The 18,701-nt window shown below is 67.5% G+C and carries 19 protein-coding genes; 7 read left to right on the top strand and 12 right to left on the bottom strand.

Annotated features, from left to right (window positions below; genetic code table 11):
- The first annotated feature begins 75 nt into the window (after positions 1–75).
- Positions 76–906: a VOC family protein gene (locus E3T55_RS00850; protein ID WP_134517729.1), complete on the top strand. Its 831-nt coding sequence runs from the start codon at positions 76–78 to the stop codon at positions 904–906.
- Between the two features lie 606 nt (positions 907–1,512).
- Here the strand turns inward: E3T55_RS00850 and E3T55_RS00845 are convergent.
- Complete coding sequence (locus E3T55_RS00845) at positions 1,513–2,211, bottom strand: TetR/AcrR family transcriptional regulator (protein WP_134517692.1); 699 nt, start codon at positions 2,209–2,211, stop codon at positions 1,513–1,515.
- A gap of 224 nt (positions 2,212–2,435) precedes the next feature.
- Here E3T55_RS00845 and kynA point away from each other — a divergent pair, with 224 nt between their 5' ends.
- The 5 genes from kynA (at position 2,436) to purQ (ending at position 6,656) form a co-directional block, all read left to right on the top strand.
- The gene (gene kynA / locus E3T55_RS00840; protein WP_134517728.1) at positions 2,436–3,290 is read left to right on the top strand and encodes a tryptophan 2,3-dioxygenase; all 855 of its coding nucleotides are present in this window, start codon (positions 2,436–2,438) and stop codon (positions 3,288–3,290) included.
- Positions 3,287–4,264 carry an amidohydrolase family protein gene (locus E3T55_RS00835; protein ID WP_134517691.1) on the top strand — a complete coding sequence of 326 codons (978 nt, stop codon included), beginning with the start codon at positions 3,287–3,289 and terminating at the stop codon, positions 4,262–4,264. Before kynA ends, E3T55_RS00835 begins: the two co-directional genes overlap by 4 nt.
- On the top strand, positions 4,261–5,562 hold the full coding sequence (locus tag E3T55_RS00830; RefSeq protein WP_134517690.1) for a kynureninase: 1,302 nt from the start codon (positions 4,261–4,263) through the stop codon (positions 5,560–5,562). Before E3T55_RS00835 ends, E3T55_RS00830 begins: the two co-directional genes overlap by 4 nt.
- A gap of 120 nt (positions 5,563–5,682) precedes the next feature.
- A complete protein-coding gene (gene purS, locus E3T55_RS00825; RefSeq protein ID WP_134517689.1) occupies positions 5,683–5,958 on the top strand; it encodes a phosphoribosylformylglycinamidine synthase subunit PurS in 276 nt (91 codons plus the stop codon).
- Complete coding sequence (purQ, locus tag E3T55_RS00820; protein ID WP_134517688.1) at positions 5,958–6,656, top strand: phosphoribosylformylglycinamidine synthase subunit PurQ; 699 nt, start codon at positions 5,958–5,960, stop codon at positions 6,654–6,656. Before purS ends, purQ begins: the two co-directional genes overlap by 1 nt.
- Before the next feature lie 120 nt (positions 6,657–6,776).
- Here the strand turns inward: purQ and E3T55_RS00815 are convergent, their stop codons facing one another.
- From E3T55_RS00815 to E3T55_RS00765, 11 genes are all read right to left on the bottom strand, one after another.
- Positions 6,777–8,033, bottom strand: a complete 1,257-nt coding sequence (locus E3T55_RS00815; protein WP_198418482.1) for an RNA polymerase sigma factor — start codon at positions 8,031–8,033, stop codon at positions 6,777–6,779.
- Position 8,034: 1 nt separating this feature from the next.
- Positions 8,035–8,445 (bottom strand): YciI family protein, encoded by a 411-nt coding sequence (locus tag E3T55_RS00810; RefSeq protein WP_134517686.1) that lies wholly within the window; start codon positions 8,443–8,445, stop codon positions 8,035–8,037.
- Positions 8,446–8,550: 105 nt separating this feature from the next.
- The gene (locus tag E3T55_RS00805; protein WP_198418481.1) at positions 8,551–9,444 is read right to left on the bottom strand and encodes a DMT family transporter; all 894 of its coding nucleotides are present in this window, start codon (positions 9,442–9,444) and stop codon (positions 8,551–8,553) included.
- 64 nt (positions 9,445–9,508) lie between these two features.
- A complete protein-coding gene (locus E3T55_RS00800; RefSeq protein WP_134517685.1) occupies positions 9,509–11,029 on the bottom strand; it encodes a tripartite tricarboxylate transporter permease in 1,521 nt (506 codons plus the stop codon).
- A 1-nt stretch (position 11,030) separates the two neighbouring features.
- The gene (locus E3T55_RS00795) at positions 11,031–11,558 is read right to left on the bottom strand and encodes a tripartite tricarboxylate transporter TctB family protein (protein WP_134517684.1); all 528 of its coding nucleotides are present in this window, start codon (positions 11,556–11,558) and stop codon (positions 11,031–11,033) included.
- Positions 11,555–12,547 carry a tripartite tricarboxylate transporter substrate binding protein gene (locus E3T55_RS00790; RefSeq protein ID WP_198418480.1) on the bottom strand — a complete coding sequence of 331 codons (993 nt, stop codon included), beginning with the start codon at positions 12,545–12,547 and terminating at the stop codon, positions 11,555–11,557. Before E3T55_RS00790 ends, E3T55_RS00795 begins: the two co-directional genes overlap by 4 nt.
- A gap of 156 nt (positions 12,548–12,703) precedes the next feature.
- Positions 12,704–13,882, bottom strand: a complete 1,179-nt coding sequence (locus E3T55_RS00785; protein ID WP_134517683.1) for a thiolase family protein — start codon at positions 13,880–13,882, stop codon at positions 12,704–12,706.
- On the bottom strand, positions 13,882–14,658 hold the full coding sequence (gene fabG, locus E3T55_RS00780) for a 3-oxoacyl-ACP reductase FabG (protein ID WP_134517682.1): 777 nt from the start codon (positions 14,656–14,658) through the stop codon (positions 13,882–13,884). The genes E3T55_RS00785 and fabG overlap by 1 nt, the downstream gene beginning before the upstream one ends.
- Positions 14,659–14,705: 47 nt before the next feature.
- A complete protein-coding gene (locus E3T55_RS00775) occupies positions 14,706–15,896 on the bottom strand; it encodes an acyl-CoA dehydrogenase family protein (protein WP_134517681.1) in 1,191 nt (396 codons plus the stop codon).
- Positions 15,893–16,336: an acyl-CoA thioesterase gene (locus E3T55_RS00770; RefSeq protein ID WP_166791631.1), complete on the bottom strand. Its 444-nt coding sequence runs from the start codon at positions 16,334–16,336 to the stop codon at positions 15,893–15,895. The genes E3T55_RS00775 and E3T55_RS00770 overlap by 4 nt, the downstream gene beginning before the upstream one ends.
- The gene (locus E3T55_RS00765) at positions 16,329–17,537 is read right to left on the bottom strand and encodes a CaiB/BaiF CoA transferase family protein (protein WP_134517679.1); all 1,209 of its coding nucleotides are present in this window, start codon (positions 17,535–17,537) and stop codon (positions 16,329–16,331) included. Before E3T55_RS00765 ends, E3T55_RS00770 begins: the two co-directional genes overlap by 8 nt.
- A 149-nt stretch (positions 17,538–17,686) precedes the next feature.
- Between E3T55_RS00765 and E3T55_RS00760 the strand changes: the two genes are divergently transcribed.
- Positions 17,687–18,631: a LysR substrate-binding domain-containing protein gene (locus E3T55_RS00760; RefSeq protein ID WP_134517678.1), complete on the top strand. Its 945-nt coding sequence runs from the start codon at positions 17,687–17,689 to the stop codon at positions 18,629–18,631.
- Positions 18,632–18,701: the final 70 nt, after the last annotated feature.

Here is an 18,701-nt window from a genome sequence, read left to right as displayed (position 1 = left end):
AATAGCCGGGGCGCGGCATCCGTTGACATCACCGTGAACACCACTCGAACAGACCTGCTCGCCGCCGACACCGGCATGGGCGCCGTGACTCTGCGCGCCGGTAACCTCGATGCCCTCATCGCCTATTACCGCGACGCGGTGACCCTCGACCTGATCAGCCACGACGGCCCCGTCGCGGTGCTCGGCCGAGGCACGACGCCGATCGTGATTCTGCAGCACGCCCCCGAACTCGCCGCCGCCGAGCCCCGCTCGGCCGGCCTGTTTCACACCGCAATTCTCTTTGAGACGCAGACGGAGCTCGCGAAGGCCGTCTACTCGGTCGGCACGAAGCATCCGGGCACCTTCACCGGCAGCGCGGATCACCTGGTCAGCCAGGCCTTCTACTTCACCGATCCGGAGGGCAACGGTATCGAGCTGTACTGGGACCGCGACCGCACGCTGTGGAGCTGGACCCACGGCCAGGTCGAAATGGCGACCCTCGCGCTCGATCCGAACGCCTTCATCGGCGAGCACCTCACCGAAGCAGCGGCCGCGAGCTCAAGCCACGGCCCCGCCACGGTCGGGCACATTCACCTCTCGGTCGGCGACGTGGCCAGCGCCCGCGAGTTCTACGTGAACCGACTCGGCTTCGAGGCCACCGCGAACTTCGGCCCGAGCGCCCTGTTCGTCTCGGCCGGCGGCTATCACCACCACATGGCGATGAACACCTGGCAGAGCCAGGGCGCCGGCCGCCGCCGTCTCGCGCTCGGACTCGGCGAGGTCAGCATCATCGTGCCCGGCGCCGACGACCTCGGCTCCCTCAGCGAGCGGATGTCGCACTACGGCGTGCCGACCCGTCACGACGGGCAGACCCTCGGCTTCGACGACCCCTGGGCGAACCGCATCCTGGTGCGTGCCGCGCACTGACCACCGCGCTGGTGTTTCGGTGCGGCGACGTTTCGGTTCGACTACCGGTGCGGCTTGCGATTTCCCGTCAAAGGTGACCGTGCGGCCGGATTCCGTTCGTCGGTGCCAGTGCCAGTACCAGGACGCCTGCGCTCGGGGCGCTCGTGCGCCGAAAAACTGCACGTGCGGGCGAAGACGGCGCCCCGGTTTCTTCATGCGCGGAAAAACTGCACGTGCGCCTGGCCTGCCAGGCGCACGTGCAGTTTTCGGGCGCATGACCGTTCTGAGGTGCAAGTTTGGCCCGCATCAGCAGCTTTGAGGCGCACGACGGCGTGCAAGTTTGAGGCGCGTCAGCAGCTTTGGGGCGCAGGACGGTCGTAGCCGCCGCTTTTGGGCGCATCAACGGCCGTAGCCGCGCAGCAGTGTGACAGTTTGCGCCGCACGAGCAGCTTTGCGGCGCACAGTCCTGAGAGCCCTCGCGGGTTCCGCCGCGCCAGCGGAAGCGGAGCGGGAGGCGGGCGGAATTTGAGCGGAAGGCGGGTCAGGACTTGCCGGGACCACGGGCGGCGCGCTTGGCGCTGCGGTCAGGCCTTGCCGGGACCACGGGCGGCGCGCTTGGCGCTGCGGTCAGGCCTTGCCGGGACCGCGGGCGGCACGCTTCGCGCGCCGCGTCAGCCCGTAGACGGTGGCCTGAAATTCCTTGCCCTTGAGCGGGCGGCCGGGCAGCTTCGCACGCGGCTTGTCGGCGGCGCGCAGGCCGTCGAGCACGATGCCCAGTTGCCGGCGCCACTGGCCGGCGTAGCCGTCGCCGAGCCCACCGAGCGAGCCGACCATCGTGACGAGCACGGCGATGTCCACGGCGTCGACGTCGGAGCGCAGGGCACCGTCTTTCTTCGCCTGAGCCACGAGGGCCGCGATGACGGCTTCGAAGTCCGTGCCGGGGCGGGCGCCGGGGTCGAGGGTGGACATCCGCTTTAAAATCGGTGGCAGTGACGGATCGGCGACGAGCCATTCGGCGACGCGTTCGGTGTAGATGACCACACCGTCCCACGCCGTGTCGGCGGCGGCGATTTCGCCCTGCACGGCGGCGAGCTCGGCCAGGGCCAGATCGTAGAGGGCGCGCACGAGGTCGTCGCGGGTCGGAAAGTTGCGGTAGAGCGTGGCCACGCCGACCTCGGCGCGGCGGGCGATCTCCTCAAGGGAGGCGTCGACGCCGTTGACGGCGATCAGCGCTCTCGCCTCGGTGAGCAGGCGTTCCCGGTTCTGCCGCGCGTCACGGCGCCGGGGTTGCGGCCGGTCCTGGGGCGCGCGTGCGGACGAAGTCATGGACTCGATTCTAGGTGCCGTGTCTGGGTTACTCGGAGGGAAACCTCCGTGAGTCGTGGTATCACGCGCCCAGATTGGTGGAATAGTTTTCGGCGGGCCCGCGTGTCGCCGCCACCGGCATCGATTGGTGCGCGCCGTGTTGCGTCTGAGCGCGTCAGCCCGCACAATTCAGAGCAGGACCCGTGCCGCGACGCCCGGGCCAGCGCAGCAGAAACGGAGCTATCGTGCCGGTCGAGAACAACACCCGAGAGTTCGATCCGCAGATCGTGACCGACTTTCGGCAGCGGATGAGCTACGGCTCCTATCTCGACCTCGACACCCTGCTCGGCGCCCAGAAACCGGTCAGCGAGCCGGAGCACCACGACGAACTGCTCTTCATCATTCAGCATCAGACCACCGAACTGTGGCTCAAACTCGTGCTGCACGAGCTGCGAGCGGCGACCGCGTCGCTGCGCCGCGACGAGCTCGCCCCCGCGCTGAAGCGCATCGCCAGGGTCAAGCACATTCAGCGCACCCTGACCGAGCAGTGGTCGGTGCTCGCGACGCTGACCCCCACCGAGTACGCCCAATTTCGTGGCTTTCTCGGCAATTCGAGCGGATTCCAGTCGTACCAGTACCGAGCCGTGGAATTCGCGCTCGGCAACAAGAATCGGCGCATGCTGAGCGTGTTCGAGTCCGACCCGCACGCGCACGCCCTGCTGACCGAGATGCTCGACGCCCCGAGCCTCTACGACGAGTTTCTGCGCTATCTGGCACGCGCCGGGTACGCGGTGCCGACCGACGTGCTCGAGCGCGACGTGACCGAGGCCTGGGTGCTGCATGCCGAGCTCGTGCAGACCTTCCGCGGCATCTACGAGAACGCCGACGACAACTGGGCCGCCTACGAGGCCTGTGAGGAACTCGTCGACCTCGAGGATAACTTTCAGCTCTGGCGTTTTCGCCACCTCAAGACCGTGCAGCGCATCATCGGCATGAAACACGGCACCGGCGGCTCGAGCGGCGCCGCATTTCTGCAGAAGGCCCTCGAACTCACCTTCTTTCCCGAGCTGTTCGCGGTACGCACCGAAATCGGGTCATGACAGCGGCCGGCCCGAGCACCGCGACCGACACCGTGCTGCCGGGTTTTCTCGACGCCCACGTTCACCTCGCCCTCGCGGATGCCGCGGCGCCGGCCGCGCTGCTGGCCGGCGGCATCAGCCGGGTGCTCGACCTCGGTGGCTGGAGGCTCGGGTCGGGCGCGTCCGGCGCCGACCGGCTCTGCGTTCGCGGCGCCGGGCAGTTGCTCACCGCCCCGGGCGGATATCCGAGCCGGGCCGGCTGGGCGCCGCCCGGCAGCGTCTGCGAGGTCAGCGGCGCACCGGGGAACGGGGCGACGGATGCGGCGGGCGCGGTCGATCGGCAGCTCGCCGGAGGCGCATCCGTCGTGAAAATCACGCTCAATTCGGCTGCCGGACCGGTCTTCCCGGGTGATGTGCTCGCGGCGATCGTCGGGCGCGCCCACGACCGCGGGGTCACCGTGGTCGTTCACGCGCAGGGCCGGGGACAGGCGCAGCGGGCGTTCACGGCCGGCGTCGACGCCTTCGCCCACACCCCGTTCAGCGAACGGCTCGACGACGAACTGATCGCGGCGATGGCCGGGAGCATGACCTGGATCAGCACCCTCGACATCCACGGCTGGGGCCGGCCGAGCCGCGAATTCGACACCGCCGTGGATAATCTGGGCCGGTTTCACGCCCACGGCGGACGGATGCTGTACGGCACCGACCTCGGAAACGGGCCGTTGCCGGTGGGCCTGAATCGGCGGGAGATCGGCGCGCTGCTCGCCGCCGGGTTGTCGACGGATGCCGTGATCGCGACGCTCACGTCTGATGACGACGGCGCTGCGCTCGGCATCGACTGGGGGCCGGCGCTGCGTCACACCCGAATTGCCGGCCCACGGCCCGCCTCCCGGCAGGCATTCGCCGACTGGTTGTGCACGGCCCGCAGCGTGTCCGGCCCCCTCCCCGCACCCGATTCCGCGCCCGATTCCGCCCCTCGAGAGGCCCTCCGATGACCCCGACCGCTCCGCTCACCGACAGCCACCTCGCGTTCGCGCGTCGGCAGGACCGCATCGACGGGCTCGGTCACTACCGGGCACGCTTCATCGGCACGGTGGCCGACGGCAGCGCCGACCCGGCCGCCGCCCTCCCCAATCCGATCGCCTACCTCGACGGCAACTCCCTCGGGCGCCCGACGAAGGCGGCCGCCGAACGCATCGCCGCGTTCATCACCGGCGCCTGGGGCACCCGCCTCATTCGCGGCTGGGACGACGAGTGGATGGAACTGCCCCTGCAGATCGGCGACGACCTCGGCCGCGCGGCCCTCGGCGCCGGACCACGGCAGGTCTTCGTCGGCGACTCGACGACCGTGCTGCTCTACAAGCTGGCTCGCGCCGCCGTCGATGCCCGGCCGGGGCGTACCGAAATCGTGCTCGACAGCGACAACTTCCCCACCGACCGGTACGTGCTCGAGGGGATCGCCGCCGAACGCGGCCTCACCCTGCGGTGGATCACGAGCGATCCTGCCGCGGGCGTCACACCCGAGCAGGTGCGTGCCGTTGTCGGGCCGCAGACCGCCCTCGTGCTGCTCAGCCATGTCGCCTACCGCTCCGGTTTTCTCGCCGACATGCGCGCCATCACCCGGGTCGCCCACACCCAGGACGCCCTCGTGCTCTGGGATCTCAGCCACTCCGTCGGCTCGGTCCCGGTCGAACTCGACCTCTGCGACGTTGACCTCGCCGTCGGCTGCTCGTACAAATACCTCAGCGGCGGCCCGGGTGCGCCGGCCTTCGGCTACGTGCGCCGCGACCTGCAGGACGTGCTCGCCCAGCCCATTCAGGGTTGGATGGGCACCCAGGACATCTTCCTGATGGGGCCGGGCTATGTGCCGGCCACCGGCATCCGTCGCTTCATGAGCGGAACGCCCGCCGTCGTGGGCATGCTCGCGATGCAGGACACCATCGCGATGATCGAGCAGGCCACGATCGGGGAGGTACGGGCGAAGTCGGTCGCGCTGACCGAGTTCGCCCTCACGCTCGTCGACGACTGGCTCGCGCCAATGGGCGTCACGGTGGCCTCGCCCCGGGAGAGCACACACCGCGGCGGACACGTCACGATCGACCACCCGTCGATGCGGCAGGTGACCGAGATTCTCTGGGCGAACGACGTGATCCCCGACTTTCGCGCGCCGGATGGCCTGCGCATCGGGCTCGCGCCGCTCAGCACGAGCTTTGTGGAGACCTACGAGGGCGTCGCCGCGATTCGGGATGTGCTGCGCGGCATCCTGATCGGGCAGAGCGGCGGGGCGGTCTGAGCGGGCAGAGCGGCGGGGCGGTCTGAGCGGGCGGTCTGATCGGGCGGGAGCGCAGGCCTGTACAATCGAACTAATCACCTCGAGCCTTTCTGGCCACCTCGAGCCTTTCTGGAGTGCACCGTGTCTGTAATCGTCGTTGAAGTTATGCCCAAGGCCGAGCTGCTGGACCCGCAGGGCAAGGCCGTCGCCCGGGCCCTCGGCCGCCTCGGCCAGACGCAGTTCAGCGCCGTGCGCGTCGGCAAGCGTTTCGAAATCACCGTTGACGGACCGGCGGATGCCGCGGCCCTCGCCGCCGTCACCGAACTCGCCGACTCCGTGCTCTCCAACTCCGTGATCGAAGACGTCGTGGGCATCCACGTCGTCGAGTCCGTCGCGGCGGCTGCGGCGGTCAACTAGTGCGCATCGGCGTCGTCACCTTTCCCGGCTCGCTCGACGACCGGGACGCCCAGCGCGCCATCCGCCTCGCCGGCGCCGAGCCGGTCGCCCTCTGGCACGGCGAGCACGACCTGCACGGTGTCGACGCGCTCGTGCTGCCGGGTGGGTTCAGCTACGGCGACTACCTGCGTGCCGGAGCCATCGCGAGCCTCTCGCCGATCATGGCCGAGGTCATCGACGCGGCCAACGGCGGCATGCCCGTGCTCGGAATCTGCAACGGCTTCCAGATGCTGACCGAGGCGCACCTGCTGGAGGGCGGTCTGATCCGCAACGAAGCCGGCCGCTTCATCTGCCGCGACCAGCAACTGCGCATCGAGAACTCGACGAGCGACTGGACGACCGGTTTCACGGCCAACCAGGAAATCACCATCCCGCTCAAAAACGGCGAAGGCTCCTTCATGGCCTCCAGTGAGACGCTGGAACGGCTCGAGGGTGAGGGCCGCATCGTGGCCCGCTACATCGGCGTCAACCCGAACGGGTCGCTGGGCGACATCGCCGGCGTCACGAACGCCCGCGGCAACGTCGTGGGCCTGATGCCGCATCCCGAGCACGCGGTCGAGGCCGGCTTCGGCCCCGACACCGCTCAGGCGATGTCGAGCGGCGTCGACGGTCTCACCTTCTTCACCTCGGTCATCGCCCGCGCCCTCGTCAACGCCTAACACCTCTCCCCGCCGCCGACGTGTGGCGAAAGCAGGACCTGACCGCGAAAACAGGCCAATTCATCCTGCTTGTGCCGACGAACACGCAATCCGTCCTGCATTCGCCACGCGGCGGCAAGCTCAGGGGTAGCGGCGGGCCAACAGGCGGCGCTGGGCGGCGCTTTCCGTGAGGCCGGCGGCCACGGCGGCGGCGGCGGATGCCTCCCGCGGCCGGCCGAGGCGCCGCAACAGTTCCGCGCGGCTCGCATGCCACCAGAAGTAGCCCTCCAGCCCGGTGAGCGCCTCGACCTGCTCGAGGGCGAGCACGGTCTGGCCGGTTTCGGCGACGGCCGCGGCCCGGTTGAGCAGCACCACCGGGCTCGCGTCGAGCACGACGAGCACGTCGTACCAGGCGACGATCGCGCTCCAGTCGGTGGCTGAGGCATCCGCTGCGAGGGCATGACAGGCCGCGATCGCCGCGACGACCGCGAAGCGCTCCGGCACGACGCTGCTCAGGCGGATGGCCTCGGCCGCCCGCGTCACGCCCTCCGCGGCGAGCGCGCGGTCCCACCGGGCGCGGTCCTGATCGGCGAGCAGCACGATGTCCCCGGCCTCGTCGAAGCGGGCATCGCGGCGTGAGTGCTGCAGCAGCATCGTCGCGAGCAGCCCCTCGAGCACGGCCTCCCCCGGCAGCAGCGCCACGAGCAGCCGGCCGAGCCGCACGGCCTCCTCGGCGAGCTGGCGCCGCTCATGCAGCCCGGCCGAGCGCGAGGCGTAGCCCTCGGTGAACAGCAGAAACACGCTCGTGGCGACCAGGCGCATCCGTTCGGGCAGGTCAGCCGCGTCGGGTACCCGGTAGCGGATGCCCGCGGCCGCGATCTTGCCCCGCGCTCGCGTGAGGCGTTTGGCCATGGTCGCCTCCGGCACCAGCAGCAGCCGGGCGACCTCGGCGACGCTGAGGCCGCAGAGCACGCGCAGGCTCAGGGCGACCTGCGCCTCGGGCGCGAGTGCGGGGTGACAGCAGGTGAAGATGAGGCGCAACTGATCGTCGCGCAGCACCCCGACGGAAAAGTCATCGGGGGCGCATTGCAGGGCCAGGGTGATCGCCTCCCTCTCTTTGCCTGGCCGGGTGGCTTCCCGGCGCAGCTCATCGATGGCCCGTCGTTTCGCGGCCACGATCAGCCAGGCCCGCGGATTGGGCGGCAGCCCGGTGCGCGGCCAGGTCGCGAGGGCGATGATCGAGGCCTCCTGCACGGCGTCTTCGGCGACGTCGAGGTTGCCGGTGAGCCGGGTCAGCGAGGCAAGCACCTGCCGCCGTTCACGCCGCAGCACCTCGGCGAGCCCGGTCGGCTCGTCGAGGTGCGGGGCGCGGGCGGGGTCGGCCCCGGCAGCACTCACGTCAGGTGGTGACCGATGTCGGGCGCGCTTCCGCACCCGGGGCCGACGCGTCGGCATCCGTCGGCGCCGTCATCGGCAGCGCCGGACGCACCTCGACGGCGCCGTTCCAAGCGCCGGGGATCATCGACGCGACCCTGATGGCCTCGTCGAGGTCGGTGCACTCGAGCAGGTAGAAGCCGGTGAGGGCCTCCTTGGTCTCGGCGTATGGGCCGTCGCTGAGCACGACGTCGCCGCCCTTGCCGCCGGTGACCCGCACGGTCGTCGCGGTGGGCGTGTGGTACAGCGCGGCACCGCCGCGAATGACGCTCGCGGCCGCTTCGCCGAAGGCGCCGTATTCGGCCATCTCACCGGCGTATTCGGGGGCGCTCCAATCGACGTCGGGCGTGTAGATGAGTGCGACATAGCTGGGCATGATTGCTCCTTCACGGTTCTTCGTGGGGATCCATCGGATGATGGATCTACCTTAGGAACGAACAGCCCCCGCCCGATAGGACAGCCGCGAGAAAAAAGTTTTGGCTCAGCCGTTGATGGCGATTGCCGCGATGGCCGCGAGCGCGAGCCCCATGCCAACCACTTGCAGCCGGCCGACGCGTTCCTTGAGCACGAGCACGGCCAGCAGCACGGTGACCGCCGGGTAGAGCGCGATCAGCACGCTGACCAGCGATAACAGTCCGCCCTGGAAGGCGTAGAGCATGGTCACGTTCGCGGCCACATCGAGCAGCGCGATGATCACGGCGATACCCACGATGCCGCGTGGCAGCAGGCCGTGCTGCCGGGTGGCCACGGCCACCGCGATCACGATGACGGATGCCACGCCCCGCGACGCGACCAGCGGCCACAGCCCGGTGCCGGCCTCGATCTGGTGCACGAAGATGAACGCGAGCGCGAAGAAGGTGCCGGAGCCGATCGTGAACCAGGCCACGCGGCGAGTGAAGCGTGGGGCGGACCGGGCCATGTGGCCGGGCGTGAGGGTGCCGGCAACCGTTGGGCCGGCCGGGGCATCCGTCGGTTCGCGGCTGACCAGCAGCACTGCGATGATCGCGAGGCCGACCCCGACGAACGAGACGACCGACGGCCGCTCGCCCAGGGCGACACCGACGATGACCGGGATGCCGGCGACGAGTACCGCGGTCATGGGCGAGACGACGCTCATCGGGCCCTCGGCGAGTGCGATGTAGAACCACCACATCGCCAGGGCCAGGGCCACCCCCGACGCCGCCCCAAACAGCATGGCGTGCCACGACGGCGTTCCGCCGACGAACACCGCGAGCACGGTCACGATGATCGCCGACAGCGGATACGAGACCAGGATCACCCGCAGGGCGGCCACCCGCCGAGAGGCGAGGCCGCCCAGGAAGTCGCTGACTCCGTAGGCCGCGGCAGAGGTGAGCGCGAGGATGACGCCGATCACCGGGTACGGCCGGGTCGAGGTCGGGGTGCGCGCATGGTTTCACGCTAGCAGCGCCCGCACCCCGCTACTGCGCGTCCGCCCCCGCGCGCGCGGGAGCCGCAGCAGCCTTCGCGCGACGTCGGCGACTGATGAACGAGTAGGTCAGGAAGACCGCGAGCACCCCGAAGATCGTCGCCGAGATCGGATCGGTGACGAAGATGCCGAAGCTGCCGTCGGAGATGAGCATCGACTGGCGAAATGACCGTTCCAGGATCGGCCCGAGAATGAAGGCCAGCACGAGCGGCCCGGGGTCGAAGCCGGTCTTGATCATGATCCAACCGAAGACACCGAAGATCAGCACCACCCACATGTCGAAGGGATTGTTGTTGATCGAGTACACGCCCACCATGACGACCATGAGCGCGAAGGTCGCCAGAATGCCGGTTCTGACCCGCAGCATTTGAATGAAGATGCCGATCAGCGGAATATTGAGAATCACGAGCATGACGTTGCCGATGTACATCGACGCTATGACGCCCCAGAAAATGTCCGGCCGATCCTCGATCAGCGACGGGCCGGGTGTGATCCCCTGCAGCAGCAAGGCCCCATAAAGCATCGCGAGCACCACGTTGGACGGGATACCGAGAATCAGCAGCGGGATGAAAGCGGATGTCGACGACGCGTTGTTCGCTGTCTCTGGTCCCGCAACCCCCTCGATGGCACCCTTACCGAACCGTGACGGGTCTTTCGCTCGGCGCTTCTCGAGCGCGTAGGAAGCGAGGGAAGAAATGACCCCACCCCCACCGGGCAGAACGCCGATCACGAAGCCGAGCAGCGAACCGCGTGCGATGGCACCGGAGGAGTCCCGGAAATCCTTGCGTGAGGGCCAGATGTTCTTGATCTTCGTCGTGATCGCCTGCGCCTTTTCGGTGCGTTCGAGGCTGTGCAGGAGCTGGCCGACACCGAACAGGCCCATCGCGATGGCGACGAAGTCGAAGCCGCCGAGCAGGGAGGGAATGCCGAAGGTGAAGCGGGCCGTGCCCGTGATCGGGTCCTGGCCGACGGTCGAGAGCAGCAGGCCGATCGCGGCCATGCAGAGGCTCTTCATCGTGGATCCCGTGCCGAGGGACGTCACGAGAAAGAGCCCGAGCACCATGATCGCGACATAGGAGGCGGGGCCCACTGCGACGGCGACCTGCGCCAGCAGGGGCGCGAGAAATGTCAGCCCGATGATGGCGACGGTGCCGCCGATGAAGCTGCCGATCGCACTGATTCCGAGCGCGGGTCCCGCGCGGCCCTGCTTGGTCATCTGATAGCCGTCGAAGGTGGTCACCACGGATGCCGCCTCGCCCGGAATGCGCAGCAGCACCGACGTGATCGTTCCGCCATACATCGAACCGTAGTAGATGCCCGCGAGCATGATGACGGCACTCGTGGCGTCCATCGTGTAGGTGATCGGCAGCAACAGCGCGATCGTGGCCGTCGGGCCGAGGCCCGGCAGCACGCCGATGGCGGTGCCGATGACCACACCCACGAAGACGAACAGCAGGTTCATGGGCTCGAAGGCAACGGAGAATCCGAGACCCAGGTTGTTGAAGGCGTCCATGTCACATTCCGATCAGTCGGGTAATGGTGCCCACGACGATGTCGTCGGGAAAGGGAACACCGAGCAGAACCGCGAAGCCCACGTAGAAGACCGCGGTACCGCCGACGGCGAGCGTGAGGGCGAGCCGCCAGGATTCCTCGCCAAACACCCGCAGCCAGAGAAGCAGAAGCAGGAAGGCCGGCACGACGAAGCCGATGGCCGTGAAGAGGAGGATGAAGACCACGAGGCTCAGCACGCCGCCGGCGAGCAGCGTCGTGCGTCGCGTCCACTTCTCGTAAGCCTCGGTATCGGGAATGACGGTGAGGATGGCCGCCGTGATCGTCACCGCGATCGAGACCACCAACGGCCAGAGACCGGGCCCGGGGTTCGTGAGTTCGCCCAGACCGAGGCGCCAGGATCCGATCACCGCTGCGATGCCGGTGACCAGCAGTACGACGGGAACGAGCCGGTATCTGCCCGTGTGCGGGCCCGTGGCTCTGACCGGACCAGGCTCGGCGACCTGGGTGGCCTCGAGCGTATCGTCGCTCATTCTTGTCCGAGGATGGGTTCGTAGAGTTTCTGCATGTCAGCAAAGACCCCGTCGAGGGCTGCGGCTCCGCTGAACTCCGCCGGAACGAACATCTCACCGATCTGGTCGATGACGGTCGAGTCTTCCGAGCAGGTCTTGAGTTGTGACTCGAGGGTCGACACGATGGAGTCGGGCATGCCCTTCGGCCCCACGACTCCGAAGACCGACACCGCGTTGACCAGCTCAGGGTATCCCTGCTCCGCCAGGGTCGGCACGTCCGCGTACCAGTCCGCACGTTCGGGGCTGCTCACCGCGAGCGGCACAAACGACCCGTCCTCGATGCGCGACTGCACGTCCTGGTGGTCGGTGATGAAGAGAGCGTCGACGTGGCCGCCGAGCAGGCTCGTGGTCATCTCCGCGTTGCCCACGGCCGGAACGGCGGTGACCTCGATGTCGTATTCCTCATGAAGCCGCTGCAGCTCGATCGCCGCAGAGGTGGTCGCCCCCGGAATGGCGACGCTGAGCTTACCGGGGTTCTTTTCGGCCGCCGCGAAGAATTCATCGGCGCTCTCGTAAGGGGAGTCCTCACCGACCACGAGCACGGTCGGCATCTGGGCCATTACTCCGACCGAGGTGAAGTCTTCGATGCCGTAGTTGAGTTGGTTGATCATGGGATTCATCACGAGCGGACCGTTCGTACCGAGCGTGAGCGTGTACCCGTCAGGTTTGGCGCTCGACACGTCCTGCATGGCCAGCCCGCCGCTGCCGCCCGGCTGGTTCTCGATGACGAATGTCTGTCCGAGCCCCGCCTCAAGGCAGGAGGCGAAGGCAAGGGCCGTCACGGTGGAGGGTCCGCCCGCCGCAAACGGCACCACGAAGGTAACGGGTTTCGACGGGTATCCGGCTTCCGCCTCCTGCGCCCCGACAGAGCCGGAGGCGCTGCAGCCCACGAGGCCCATCATGGCCAGTCCGGCGAGCGCGGGCAGGAATACAACAGTGTTCTTCTTCAAAGCTGACCTCATTGTCATCTGTTTGGTGCCTCATGGCGGAGTGATTCGCGCAGTGATTCGCGTCAGCCCATTTCACTGTCGCAGAATCATAAATCCATTTCCAATACTATTTTGGGGGCGCATTGATACCCGTGGCACATAAAACCGTGTCGGGGTTTAGACCCGTTCGAGCAACATCGCCGTTCCCTGGCCGAGCCCCACGCACATCGTGGCCAGGCCCCGGTTGGCGCCCTCGCGCTCCATCCGGCCCATCAGCGTGATGGCGATCCGCGAGCCCGATGAGCCGAGCGGATGCCCGAGGGCGATCGCTCCACCGTCACGGTTCACGACCTGCGGGTCGAGTCCGAGGCGCCGAATACAGGCCAGCGCCTGCACCGCAAAGGCCTCGTTGAGCTCGATCGCGCCCAGTTCATCGACCGACCACCCCGCGCGTTCGAGCGCCTTTCGGGTGGCCGGCACGGGCCCGATGCCCATGATCTGCGGCGGCACCCCTGCTGAGGCTCCGTGCACGATTCGAGCCCGTGGCCTGAGGCCGAGTCGTTCAATGGCACTCTCACTCGCCACGATCACGGCAGAAGCCCCGTCATTGAGCGAACTCGAATTGCCCGCCGTCACAATCCCGCCCGGCCGCACGACCGAGCGCAGGCCCGCAAGGGTCTCGAGAGTCGTGTCCCGCCGCGGCCCCTCGTCGTGCTCCACGAGACCCTTCTTCGTCGCCACCGCAACGATCTCCGCCGCAAAACGGCCGCCATCGATGGCCGCCGCGGCCCGCTCGTGGGAGCCGAGGGCGAAAACATCCGCTTCTTCGCGGGTGATGCCATCGACGCGGGCGAGTTCCTCGGCCGTTTCCGGCATCGAGAGCGTGGTCGTCGAGGCAAATCTCGGGTTCACGAAACGGGCACCGATGCTCGTGTCAGCGATCTCGCCCGGTCGCCCGAATGCCTTGTCCGGCTTGGCGAGCACCCATGGCGCCCGCGACATCGATTCCACCCCGCCAGCCACGACGAGGTCGGCGGCTCCGCTCTTGATCATCTGCGAGGCGAGGATGATGGCGCTCAGGCCCGAGGCGCACAGGCGGTTGACCGTGAGCCCGGGGATCTCGTCGGGAAAACCGGCGAGCAGGCTCGCCAGGCGCGCCACGTTACGGCTGTCTTCGCCGGCCTGATTGGTGTTGCCGAGAATTACCTCATCGATCGCGGCGGGGTCGACGCCGGTGCGCTGCACCAGCTCGCCGAGCACAAGAGCCGCAAGATCGTCCGAGCGGATGCTCGACAAGGCTCCGCCGTAGCGGCCGACGGGAGTGCGCACCCCTCCCACGAGAAAGGCCTCGACCATCAGCGTGCTCCGCCGTTGATGTAGAGCGTCTGGCCGGAGACATAGGAGGAGTCGTCGCTCGCAAAGAATGCGATAGCGGCGGCGACCTCGTGCGGCGACCCGACCCGGCCGAGCGGCGTGCGCTCGGCGACCGCTTTCTGGTGTTCCTCCGCGGTGCTGCCGACCCGCTCGGCGGTCGCCGCGGTCATGGCCGTGGCGATGTAGCCCGGTGCGACCGCGTTGACGGTGATGTTGAACGGCCCCAGTTCGAGCGCGAGCGTGGCCGTCAGCCCCTGAATCCCTGCTTTGGCCGCCGCGTAGTTCGCCTGTCCCCGGTTTCCGAGCGCCGAGCGGCTGCTGAGACTCACGATCCGGCCATAGCGGGCGGGGACCATGAATTTCTGGGCGGCCTGAGCGCAGAGGAAGGCACTCGTGAGGTTGGTGACGAGAACCGAGTCCCAGTCGGCACGCCCCATCTTGAACAGCAGGTTGTCGCGCGTTATGCCGGCATTGTTGACGAGAATGTCGAGTCGGCCGGCGCGAGCGAAGACCTGGCTGAAGGCTTCCGCCACCCGGTCTTCGTCGGTGACGTCGCACACGAGACCACTCGCCGACCCGCCCGCCGCGATAACGGCCTCGGTCTGGCAAATCTGCTGGGCCGTTTCGGCTGCGCGCTCTGCATTCAGATCGAGGATGGCCACGTGCGCGCCTTCGGTGGCGAACCGCAGCGCCGTCGCCGCGCCGATACCCTGCGCGCCGCCGGTAATGACCGCGACCCTGTCGGTGAGCCTGTTCATGAAATCTCCCTGCTTGGTCTGTTGTGGGGCGCTCGTGGGCCGGAGGCTCATGCGAATGCCGAAATTCCGGTGATGTCGCGGCCGATCAGCAGCGACTGAATGGAATCCGTGCCCTCGTAGGTGTGCACGACCTCCATGTCGGTGAGGTGCCGAGCCACGTGATTTTCGAGCAGCAGGCCGTTGCCGCCGAGCATGTCGCGGGCCTCCTGGCAGATCCAGCGCGCCTTCTGGGCCGTGTGCATCTTGGCGAGGGAGGCCATGGCCCCCGTCATCTTGCCCTGGTCGGCGAGCGTGGCCAGCCGAAAGCAGAGCAGCTGCATCGCGGTGAGTTCGGCGAGCATATTGGCGAGTTTGTTCTGTACGAGTTGATAGCTTCCAATGGGCTTGCCGAACTGCACGCGGTCGCGGGCATAGGCGACAGCGGCCTCGTAGGCGGCGATGCCGTGCCCGAGGGCTTCCCAGGAAGCCCCGCCGCGGGTGGAATTCAGCACGCGCACGGCGTCTTTAAAGGAGTGGCCGTTGACGAGCCTGTTCTCGGCGGGGATGCGCAGGTTGGTGATCACGATGTCCGGCTGCAGGATGGCTCGCTTGCCGACCTTGCCGGTGATGACGGTGGCGTCGTAGCCCTCGGGGAACGAACCATCGGGGTTCTTTTCCATGACGAAGGCCTTCACCCTGGCGTCGGCTTCGTCGCGGGCCCAGATCACGACGACGTCGGCGAAGCTCGCGTTGCCAATCCACCGTTTGGCGCCGTTGAGAACGTAGTGGGCGCCGTCGAGTCGGGCGCTCGTTTCGAGCGCGACCGAGTCGGATCCGTGGTTGGGCTCGGTGAGCCCGAACGCGCCCACCAGGTCGAGCGCCGCGAGGCCGGGCAGCCAGCGCTGTTTCTGCTCTTCGCTGCCGAGCATGTTGATCGTGCCCATGGTGAGGCCGGATTGCACGCCGATGAAGGTGTTGATCGAACCGTCGGCGCGGGACATTTCCAGGGACACCATCCCGGCGCCCAGACGGCTCAGCCCCGGGCATCCGTAGCCTTCAATTGTGCCGCCCACAATACCGAGCCCGGCGATCTTCGGGATCAGCTCGAAGGGGAAGGCGGCGCGGTCCCAGTAGTCGTTGATGATGGGAAGCACCTCGGCGTCTGCGAAGGCCCGCACCTTGAGGCGAATGGCGCGCTCCTCATCGTTGAGGAAGTCGTCGACGAGGTAGTAATCACTGTTGATCTCGGAGTCGGTCATGCTGTTCCTTTCTGTTGGCGCGATTGCTGTGGGGCTGCATCGGCGATGACCCATCGGGCGAGGGAACCGCGCTCCGCGGCGTCGAGCCGCCGCGCCTCACCGTTTTCGGGGTGCAGCGGCACCATCACGGTCGAGGCATCCAGCACCGGGTGGCCGGCCTGAATCCCGGAGTACTGCAGGGTGTACGACCTGGATCCCACCCGGCCCACCCAGACGTCGATCTCGACGACGGCGCCGAACTCGATCGGGCGCCGAAAGCTCAGCTGCAGGGCCGCCACGACCGTCGGCGAACCGAGGTGGTCGGAGCCGGTAAGGGCCTGCGCCCGCCAGGCCAGCCGGGCTTCTTCGAGCAGGGTGGCCACGCGGGCGTTGTTCACGTGGCCGTTGAGGTCCTGGTCGCTCCAGCGCACCGCGACCCGGGCGCGGAACGGCTCAGTCAACGAGCTGCGCTTCGCGGCTGGCCAGCCATGAGCGCACGAGGTCTGAACTCTCGTTGAGGTGAGGTGGGGCCAGATCGTAGGTCACCGGGGTCTGCGAGAAGGTGACCGGATGCCGCACGGTCGGAATGCGGCGATCCCCGGTTCCCGCCAGCACGACCGGCTCGAGGCCGAGCCTTTCGGCGAGCTCGATTCCGCCCTTCACATCCTGGATCGGTGCACAGGGCAGACCCAGGTCGGAGAGAAACTCGAACCAGTCGGCGGCCGAGCGCCGCACGAGCTGGAGTTGGAGGATCTCCCGGAGCGGGCCACGGTTCGAGTTGCGCTGCTGCGGCGAGTTGAACCTGGCGTCCGTTGCGGTCTCCGGAATGTCGAGTGCCGTGCACAGCCTCGCGAATTGGGGGTTATTGCCCGCCGCGATGATGAGCATGCCGTCGCCCGTCGGCATCGGCTCGTAGGGGTAGAGGCTCGGGTGCTCATTACCCATGCGGGTGGGTATGACACCGCCCGTGACATAGGCGGCGGACTGGTTGACCATGCCCGAGAGAGCGGATGAGAGCAGGTTGAGTTCCACACGCTGCCCGCTTCCGGTGAGGTCTTTGTGGTGCAGTGCCCCCAGCACGCCCATTCCCGCGTGCAGCCCGGTGATCACATCGAACATCGCGAGGCCCGCCCGGTACGGCTCGGTGTCCTGGCCGCCGGTGAGGCTCATCATGCCGGAGACCGCCTGCACGAGCAGGTCGTATCCGGGCAGCCCGGCCCCTGCCCCGGTTCCGAAACCGGTGATGGAGGCGTAGATCACCTCGGGATTGCGGGTGACGACCGAGTCGTAGTCGAGAAAGAAGCGGTCGAGGCCGCCCGGCTTAAAGTTCTCCACGAGCACGTCGGCCCGCGCGGCGAGTTCGTGTGCCACCTCGAGATCGGCCGGATCATTGAGGTCGAGGGCGATCGAGTGCTTGTTGCGGTTGACCGAGAGGTAGAAGGTCGCCTCGTCATCTCGCACCGGCGGGATCCAGCCCCTGGTGTCGTCGCCTTGCAGACTCTCCACCTTGATCACCGTTGCGCCCATATCAGCGAGCAGCATGGTGCAATACGGGCCGGCGAGAACGCGGCTGAAGTCTGCCACGATGATTCCGCTCAGCGGCCCGGTTCCCGGCCGATCGAAAATGCGGTGCAGCTTCTTTGCTGCGCCAGATTCATCCATTGAATGACTCCCTGTTCGTCTGTCGTGCCTCCACTGTCGCAAATTTGATTACGTCGCGTCCAATATCAATTTCGCCGCCGATTGATACCTGAACAGCAATAGCGTATGAATCCTTGACAGTTTCATGCACCTATCGCAATAGTGGAGCCATGGAAATTCAGCAGATTCGAGCGTTCCTCGCCGTGGCCGAGGAGCTGCACTTTGGCCGCGCGGCCGAGAAGCTTTTCATGGCGCAGCCCCCGCTGAGCCGGGCCATCCAGAACCTCGAGCGCGAGCTCGGAACCCTGCTTTTCGCTCGCAGTACCCGTTCGGTGCGCCTCACGCCGGCCGGTGAGGCCCTCGTGCAACCGGCCACGGACATCCTCGATGGTGTCCGCCGAGCGGCGGTCGCGGTGGTGTCGGCGGGAAAGGGCGAGACCGGCCGCGTGCGGGTGGCCTTCGCGGGGGCGTCGTCCCATGTCATGGTGGGCAAACTCGCCAAACTCGTGCGTGAGACCCATCCTGGAATCGACTTCGAGCTCTACAGCTCCAATTTCGCGATCCCCGCGCTCGACAAGGTGATCAACAGGGAGATGGAGATCGGGCTCGGGAGGTGGAACTTCATCCCGGCCGGCATCGAACGCCGCGTGATCGCCTACGAAAACCTCGTCATCGCGATCCACACCAGCCATCCGCTCGCCGATCGGCAGTCGGTTTCCATGAAGGATTTGGTCGGCCAGCCCTTCGTGACCCTGCCGCAGGATCCCGGGGCGATCCTGCGCGACCACCTGATGCGGCTGGCGAGCAGGGCCGGTTTCGTGCCCTCCATCGTGCAGGTGGCCCCCGACACGTGGACCCTCGTCTCGCTCGTCGCGGCCGAGATCGGCATCGCCCTGACCGTGTCCACCGTGGCCGAGAACGTCTATTACCCCGGCGTGATCTTTCTGCCGCTCGAAGACGAAATGCAACCGATCCTGTTGCAGCTTGTGTGGCGCGCCGACAATGACAGCCCGGCGCTGCGTGAAGTCCTCAGACTCTCGCAGCTGGTGCTCCCCACCCCGCCGGTCGCGCACGATAGCGCCGTTCATGACGAACAGGTATCAATAGACACGTGATTTGGTATTGGATCGAAAATAGATTTGCTGGCACAGTCGAGAGCGTGCAGCTGGCCACCCAGCGCGCCAA

This window comes from Cryobacterium frigoriphilum, from assembly GCF_004403305.1.
GTDB lineage: Bacteria > Actinomycetota > Actinomycetes > Actinomycetales > Microbacteriaceae > Cryobacterium > Cryobacterium frigoriphilum.
The sequence above is the reverse complement of the archived record's forward strand: the minus strand, read 5'-3'. Positions and strand labels throughout refer to the sequence as shown.